Raw genomic sequence first — 7,114 nt, 5'->3', positions numbered from 1 at the left:
TGGCGGGAACAACACACCCCCGACCCACCACCGCCACCCACCACGCACTGACCCCGCCAACCCGACAACGACGAGCCAACCCACCACGAGCAACCAAAAGCAGGGAGAAACAGCTCGAGTTTGAGAGACCAACCCGAACCAAACAAAGAGATCCGCGGCCGGACAGCAACCATCACGCACCCACCAAGCCGCCACCGAATACAAGAAGAGCCCCCGCCAACCCACCCGACGTCCGACGCCACAACGAACCCCAGAAGGGACCACCGGCAAGGAACCAGACCCCAAAGAAGAACCAGTGCGGCAAGGACAAAGAGCAGTGGCCTACTCTCCCTGCGTGGCCAAGTACTTCGACGTGCACCCCGAAAACCCGCAACACCGGGCGATCGGGCAGGTGGTGGGGCTGATTCGGGACGGCGGCGTCGTCGCGTACCCCACTGATTCTTGTTTTGCTCTCGGGGTCCGGATGGGTGACAAGGACGGCCTGGACCGGCTCCGGGAGATCCGCCACCTCGACGAACGGCACCACTTCACTCTGATGTGCCGGGACTTCGCGCAGCTCGGCCAGTTCGTGACGATCAACAATGCGCTGTTCCGCTCGATCAAGGCTGCCACGCCCGGGCCTTACACCTTCATTCTGCCCGCCACGCGGGAGGTCCCGCGGCGGCTTCTGCACCCCAAGAAGAAGACCGTTGGGGTACGCATTCCCGACCATGTCGTCGCCCAGGCCATCCTCGCGGAACTGGGTGAGCCTCTGGTCACCACCACCCTGCTGCTGCCCGGTGAGCAGGAGCCGATGACGCAGGGGTGGGAGATCAAGGAGGCCCTCGACCACCAGCTGGACGCCGTCGTCGACTCCGGTGGGTGTGGCACCGTGCCGACCACCGTCGTCGACTTCTCGTCCGGTGACGCCGAGATCCTTCGGGCCGGCGCCGGCGACGTGACGCGCTTCGAATAGGCGGGCCACCCCGGTTGCGCGCGGGTAAGGGCAGCCTTACCTTCAAGGGCGGAACTGACGGCGGGAGGTCAATGCATGTCGCCCAGCACCCAGCGCCCGACGATCGAGCACGACTCCGAACATGACGTGGGCACCGCGGGCACCGGTTTCGCGGCGACCGTGGCCCGCGCGCTGTCCCGCGACCCGGCGGATGCCACCGAGCTTCGCGAGTGGGCGGCGCGGCTGCACGTCAGCGTGAAGACGCTGCAGCGGGACTTCATGCGGGAGTACGGCAAGTCGTACACCCGGTGGCGCACCGAGCTGCGGCTGCGGGCGTCGCGGGTGCTGCTGCAGACTCAGCCGGTGGCCGAGGTGGCGCACCGGGTGGGCTATGCGACCCCGTCGGCGTTCATCGCGGCGTTCGCGCGGGAGTTCGGCTACACCCCGGGCCGCGGGACCCCGCGCGGGGCGTAGTTTCGGAGCATGGCGACGTTCACCACCAGCGACGGGGTCGGGCTGCACCACACCGACGAGGGCGACGGGCCGGTGGCCGTACTCATCGCGGGGTTCTGCGCGCCGGCCGCGGAGGCCGCGAACAAGGCGATCCTGGAGTTTCTGGGATGAGCCTTTCCATCAGAGACGTCGACCAGATCACCGACCCCGATGTGCTGGCGAGCCTCGCGCACGACGACGCCGAGTGGGCGCCGGTGGGCCGTCCGCTGGCCGCGGTCCGGCCGCGCACCACCGAGGAGGTCGCGCGGGTGGTGGCCGCGTGCGCCGAGGCCGGCGTGCCGGTGGTCACCCGTGGGGCCGGCACCGGGCTCTCCGGTGGCGCCAACGCGGTGGACGGCTGCCTGATCGTCGACCTGTCGAAGATGAACCGGATCCTGGAGATCGACACCGAGAACATGATCGCGGTGGTGCAGCCCGGCGTGATCAACGACGACCTCAAGGCGGCGGTCGCCAAGCACGGCCTGTGGTACCCGCCGGACCCGGCCAGCGCGCCCTGGTCGACCATCGGCGGCAACGTGGCCACGAACGCGGGCGGGCTGTGCTGCCTCAAATACGGCGTCACCCGCGACTACGTGCTCGGCCTGGAGGCGGTGGTGGGTGGTCCGGCCGGCGCCTACGGCACCGTCGTGCGGCTCGGCCGCCGCACCACCAAGGGCGTTTCCGGGTACGACCTGACCAGCCTGTTCGTGGGCTCCGAGGGGACGCTGGGCGTGGTCACCGAGGTCACGCTGCGGCTGCGACCGGCGCGCACCGAGGCGCCGCGGACCGTCGTCGGCGCGTTCGGCAGCGTGGTGGCGGCCGGGAACGCGGTCGCCGAGGCCACCCGCCGCGGGCTGCTGCCGGCCGCCCTGGAACTGCTCGACCGCACCTGCCTGAACGCGGTCGAGGAGTGGAAGCATCTGGGCCTGTCGGCGGACGCCGCCGCGCTGCTGCTCGCGCAGGTGGACGCCCCCGGCGAGGCGGGCGTGGCCGAAGCGGCGGCGATGGCGGACGCGTTCGAGGCGGCCGGGGCGCTGTGGGCCGAGCAGTCCACCGACGAGTTCGAGGCGGAGGCGTTGTTCGCCGCGCGCCGGCTGGCCTATCCGGCGCTGGAACGGCTCAGCCCGGTGCTGACCGAAGACGTCTGCGTGCCGCGCTCGAAGGTGCCGGGGATGCTGGCCGCGATCGAGGACATCGCCGCCCGGCACGGGGTGACCATCGCGACGATCGCGCACGCCGGCGACGGCAACCTGCATCCGCTGATCCTCACCCCGCCGGACGACGACGCCGCCCGCAAGGCCGCGCAGGCCGCCTTCGAGGAGATTCTGTCCGCGGCGATCGCGGCCGGTGGCACGGTCACCGGCGAGCACGGCGTCGGCCTGCTCAAGCGCGGCGGCATGCGGCAGGAGCTCTCCGCCGGGGTGCTGGCCATGCAGGTGGCCGTGAAGAACACGCTCGACCCGCGCGACCTCTTCAACCCCGGCAAGGTGGTCGGCGACTCGTAACGATCAGCGTTTCGGATGGGTGGTGTGGGAACACCGACAATGCTGTTGCCAAGACTATGCAACAGCCAGTGATGAGAAATAGACTCGCCGGCATGAACCCAGTGGCGATGCACATCGCTAACGGCATCATGAACCCGCAGGTGTCCGCGGCCTTCGCCGTCGTCACCCTGGTCGCCCTCGGCTTCTGCGTGCTGCGCGGCCGGGCCGACCTGGACGACCGCCTCGCTCCGATGGCCGGCCTGGTCGCCGCCTTCATCTTCGCCGTGCAGATGCTCAACTTCCAGGTGCTGCCGGGTGTCTCCGGTCACCTGCTCGGCGGCGCGCTGGCCGCGATGCTGGTCGGGCCCTGGGTGGGCGCGCTCTGCGTGGCGACCGTGCTGATCGTGCAGTGCCTGCTCTTCGCCGACGGCGGCCTGACCGCCCTGGGCCTCAACATCTTCAACATGGCGATCCTCGGCACGGCGGCCGGCTACCTGCTGATCGCCGGCTTGATGCGGCTGCTGCCGAAGACCCCCAACGGTGTCGCGATCACCGCCTTCGTCGCCTCGGTGGTCAGCGTCGTCGCCGCCTCGCAGGGCTTCGTTCTGGAATACGCGATGGGCGGCACCACGCAGCTCTCGATCGGCACGATCTCGATCACGATGGCCGGCGTGCACACCCTGATCGGCATCGGCGAGGGCCTGATCGCGGCCACCACGGTCGCCACCGTCGCCAAGGTCAGACCCGATCTGGTGTACGCCCTGCGCCGGTTCCGCACGCCGGCGGCCACCACGCCGGTCGGAGTGCCGGCATGACCCGCCGACTCGGCTGGTTCCTGGCCGGCGGCCTGCTGGTCGCGATCCTGCTGGCCGGCGTGGTGAGCGGCTTCGCCTCGGGCAGCCCGGACGGCCTCGACGCCACCGCCCTGCGCGGCTGCACCACCAACGCCGAGGGCGAGATCACCGGCGGCACCTGCATCGCCCAGCAGGAGCAGGACCATCAGCTCGCCGGCGGTCCGTTCGCCGACTACGGCATCCGCGGCATCGGCAACGACCACCTCTCCACCGGCCTGGCCGGCGTGCTCGGCGTCGTGCTCGTCTTCGGGCTGAGCGGCGGCCTGTTCTGGCTGGTCCGGCGCCGCAAGCCGGTCAGCTGATGGGCGCCGGGCACGCGCACCCCCTGCATCTCGAGCACGACAGCCCGGTGCACCGGCTGCCGCCCGAGGTGAAGATCGCGGCCACCGTGCTGTTCACGATCATCGTGGTGATCACCCCGCGCGCCCACTTCGCGGCGTTCGCGGGCTACGCCGCGCTGATCGTGCTGCTCGCCGCGGTCGCGCGGGTGCGGCCCGGCTGGCTCGCCAAGCGGGCCACCATCGAGCTGCCGTTCGTGCTGCTCGCGATCTGGCTGCCGTTCGCCGGGCACGGCGAGCGGATCACCTGGCTGGGCCTGTCGCTGTCGGTCGACGGGCTCTACGGCGCCTGGAACATCTTCGCCAAGGGCACCCTCGGCGTGCTCGCCTCGCTGCTGCTCGCCGCCACCACGTCGGTGCGCGACCTGATCCTCGGGCTGGACCGGCTGCGGGTGCCGTCGGTGTTCACCCAGATCGCCACGTTCATGCTGCGCTATCTCGACATCCTCGCCGACGACGCCCGCCGGATGCGCATCGCCCGCCTGTCCCGCGGCTACGACCAGCGGTTCCTCTGGCAGGTCAAGGCGTTCGCGGTCGGCCTGGGCGCGCTGTTCCTGCGGTCCTTCGAACGCGGCGAGCGGGTCTATCTGGCGATGCGGTCGCGGGGTTACACCGGGCGGCTGCCCCGCACCGGCGCGCGCAACGCTTCGGCCGGGCAGTGGGCGGCGTCCGCGCTGCTGCCGCTGGCCGCCGCCGGGGTCGCCCTGGTCGCGGTGTTCGGATGAGCATCTCGTTGCGGGTGGCGGGGCTGCACTACGCATACCCGGACGGGAGCGTGGCGCTGCGCGGGGTGGACCTGACCGTGGCGGCCGGCGAGCGGGTCGCGCTGCTCGGCCCGAACGGCGCCGGCAAGACCACGCTGGTGCTGCATCTGAACGGCATCCTGTCCGGCGGCGCGGGCACGGTCGAGGTGGCCGGGGCGCGCGTCGACCCGCGGGACCGGGCCGGCATCGCGGAGATCCGCCGGCGGGTCGGCATCGTCTTCCAGGACCCGGACGACCAGCTCTTCATGCCCACGGTGGCCGAGGACGTCGCGTTCGGTCCGGCCAATCTCGGGCTGCGCGGCGCCGAGCTCGACGCGCGGGTGGACGAGGCCCTCGCCGCGGTGGACATGGGCGGGCACCGCGGGCAGGTTCCGCAGCACCTGTCGTTCGGGCAGCGCCGCCGGGTGGCGGTGGCCACCGTGCTGGCCATGCGGCCGGAGATCCTGGTGCTCGACGAGCCGTCCTCCAACCTCGACCCGGCGAGCCGCCGGGAACTGGCCGATATCATCCGGTCGCTGCCGGTGACCGTGCTGATGGTCACCCACGACCTGCCGTACGCGCTGGAGCTGTGCCCGCGCGCGCTGATCCTGGACGCCGGCGCGATCGCGGCCGACGCGCCCACCCGCGAGCTGCTGGCCGACCGTGACCTGCTCCGCGAGCACCGGCTGGAGCTGCCGTTCGGCTTCGATCCGGTGGCCGCCGCGGCCCAGCTCCCCTGAGGTCCGCTTTTCCACCCGCCGTGCCCGGCCTTACTGTTGCCCCTATGGCACGTCACGGCTCCTCCGGCGCCGCGCACGGTCATGTCTGCTTCTCCTTCGACGACGACGCCACGCTGGTGAGCGCCGGCCGCGAGTTCCTGACCGTGGACGGCGCGGTCGGGGGTGAGCTGTGGTGGGTCGGCGACACCACGCCGCCGCCCGGCCTGGTCTCGCGCGTCGTCCCGATCAGCTCGGCCTATGCCACCGGCGCCGTCGTCGACCCGGAGGCCCAGGTCAGGGCCTATGCGGCGGCGACCGACGCGGCGCTGGCCGCGGGCCACACCGGTCTGCTGGTGGTCGACACCTTCGTCACCACCCACGAGGTGGTGCTGCGTGCCGAGGGCCTGCGCTTCGCCGACCACGGCTCGCTGATTCGGATGGACCGGTGGGCGGCCCGGCGCGACCTGCGGCTGGTGCTGCGCGGCGCGGGCTGCGCCACCCGCCGGGTGGCCGGCCTGCTCGAGCTGGAGCACCTGCGGGTGGAGAGCGCCGCATGAGGACGGGCGCCGCGGCCGGACACCAGGGCTACTTCCACGAAGCCGTCTACCACTCCTCCGACGAGGAGCTGCTGGCCACGGTGCTGCCGTTCCTGCTCGACGGCGTGGCCGCCGGCGAGCCGACCCTGGTCACCCTCGGCGCGCACGGCGAGCAGCTGGTGCGCTCGGCACTTCCCCGCGGCTCGGCGGTCGAGTTCATCACCGGCGGCGACATGTACGCCCGCCCGGCCGCGGCGATCCGCTCCTACCGGCGGTACCTGGCCGAGAAGGTGGCCCGCGGCGCGCCGCAGATCCGGATCGCCGGCGCGGTGCCGGCCGCCGCCGGGCCGGCCTGGGACAGCTGGTCCCGCTACGAAGCGGTGATCAACCGCGCTTTCGACGACTTCCCGCTGTGGAGCATGTGCGTGTACGACCGGCGCACCACGACCGGCGCGATCCTGGCGGACGTCGCGCGCACCCACCCGCGGGAGGCCCGGCCGGACGGCAGCCACGTGCTGAGCGAGCCGTTCGCCGGCCCGGAGGTGTTCCTCGCCGAGCCACGTCCGATGCCGGCCGAGCCGTTGCAGGACACCCCGCCCTTCGCCGACCTGGCCGACCCGGCGCCGGCCGCCGCCCGGGCCGCGATCCGCGCCGCCGGCCACGGACAGGTGCCGGCGGACCAGGTCGAGGATCTGGTGGTCGCGGTCAGCGAGGCGGTCACCAACGCGATGCTGCACGGCGATCCGCCGGTGCGCGTCCAGGTCTGGTCCGGCCCGGACCGCATCGTGGCCGCGGTGTCCGACGCCGGCGAAGGCCCCAAGGACAGGTGCGCCGGGCTGCTGCCGGCCAACGACGCCGAGCCCGGCGGCCGCGGCCTGTGGATCGTGCATCAGGCCTGCAGCCACGTCGTCATGCACCAGTCGGACGACGGCTTCACCCTGCGGATGACGGCCGGCCGGGCCTACTGACCGCCGGTCGCACAGACGGTCCGCCGCCGACCGGCCGGCGTCCCTA

The 7,114-nt window shown here is 72.2% G+C and carries 10 protein-coding genes; all 10 read left to right on the top strand.

Going from position 1 to position 7,114, the window contains the following annotated elements:
- Positions 1 to 334: 334 nt before the first annotated feature.
- The 10 genes from ACZ6TI_RS46425 to ACZ6TI_RS46380 all read left to right on the top strand — a co-directional run bounded on the left by ACZ6TI_RS46425 (position 335) and on the right by ACZ6TI_RS46380 (position 7,068).
- Positions 335 to 955 (top strand): L-threonylcarbamoyladenylate synthase, encoded by a 621-nt coding sequence (locus tag ACZ6TI_RS46425; RefSeq protein WP_465351714.1) that lies wholly within the window; start codon positions 335 to 337, stop codon positions 953 to 955.
- Positions 956 to 1,030: 75 nt separating this feature from the next.
- Positions 1,031 to 1,408, top strand: a complete 378-nt coding sequence (locus tag ACZ6TI_RS46420; protein ID WP_465351713.1) for a helix-turn-helix transcriptional regulator — start codon at positions 1,031 to 1,033, stop codon at positions 1,406 to 1,408.
- A 9-nt stretch (positions 1,409 to 1,417) separates the two neighbouring features.
- Positions 1,418 to 1,558: a hypothetical protein gene (locus tag ACZ6TI_RS46415; protein WP_465351712.1), complete on the top strand. Its 141-nt coding sequence runs from the start codon at positions 1,418 to 1,420 to the stop codon at positions 1,556 to 1,558.
- Complete coding sequence (locus tag ACZ6TI_RS46410; protein WP_465351711.1) at positions 1,555 to 2,931, top strand: FAD-binding oxidoreductase; 1,377 nt, start codon at positions 1,555 to 1,557, stop codon at positions 2,929 to 2,931. The genes ACZ6TI_RS46415 and ACZ6TI_RS46410 overlap by 4 nt, the downstream gene beginning before the upstream one ends.
- A gap of 92 nt (positions 2,932 to 3,023) precedes the next feature.
- Positions 3,024 to 3,725 carry an energy-coupling factor ABC transporter permease gene (locus tag ACZ6TI_RS46405; protein WP_465351710.1) on the top strand — a complete coding sequence of 234 codons (702 nt, stop codon included), beginning with the start codon at positions 3,024 to 3,026 and terminating at the stop codon, positions 3,723 to 3,725.
- Positions 3,722 to 4,066: a PDGLE domain-containing protein gene (locus tag ACZ6TI_RS46400; protein WP_465351709.1), complete on the top strand. Its 345-nt coding sequence runs from the start codon at positions 3,722 to 3,724 to the stop codon at positions 4,064 to 4,066. The genes ACZ6TI_RS46405 and ACZ6TI_RS46400 overlap by 4 nt, the downstream gene beginning before the upstream one ends.
- Entirely contained in the window at positions 4,066 to 4,827 is a 762-nt protein-coding gene (gene cbiQ / locus ACZ6TI_RS46395) for a cobalt ECF transporter T component CbiQ (RefSeq protein WP_465351708.1), read from the top strand. The genes ACZ6TI_RS46400 and cbiQ overlap by 1 nt, the downstream gene beginning before the upstream one ends.
- A complete protein-coding gene (locus tag ACZ6TI_RS46390) occupies positions 4,824 to 5,585 on the top strand; it encodes an energy-coupling factor ABC transporter ATP-binding protein (RefSeq protein WP_465351707.1) in 762 nt (253 codons plus the stop codon). The genes cbiQ and ACZ6TI_RS46390 overlap by 4 nt, the downstream gene beginning before the upstream one ends.
- Before the next feature lie 44 nt (positions 5,586 to 5,629).
- Positions 5,630 to 6,121 (top strand): hypothetical protein, encoded by a 492-nt coding sequence (locus ACZ6TI_RS46385; RefSeq protein WP_465351706.1) that lies wholly within the window; start codon positions 5,630 to 5,632, stop codon positions 6,119 to 6,121.
- Positions 6,118 to 7,068 (top strand): anti-sigma factor RsbA family regulatory protein, encoded by a 951-nt coding sequence (locus ACZ6TI_RS46380; protein ID WP_465351705.1) that lies wholly within the window; start codon positions 6,118 to 6,120, stop codon positions 7,066 to 7,068. Before ACZ6TI_RS46385 ends, ACZ6TI_RS46380 begins: the two co-directional genes overlap by 4 nt.
- Positions 7,069 to 7,114: the final 46 nt, after the last annotated feature.

The sequence above is a fragment of the Actinoplanes sp. NPDC051388 genome (assembly GCF_055586225.1).
The sequence above is the reverse complement of the archived record's forward strand: the minus strand, read 5'-3'. Positions and strand labels throughout refer to the sequence as shown.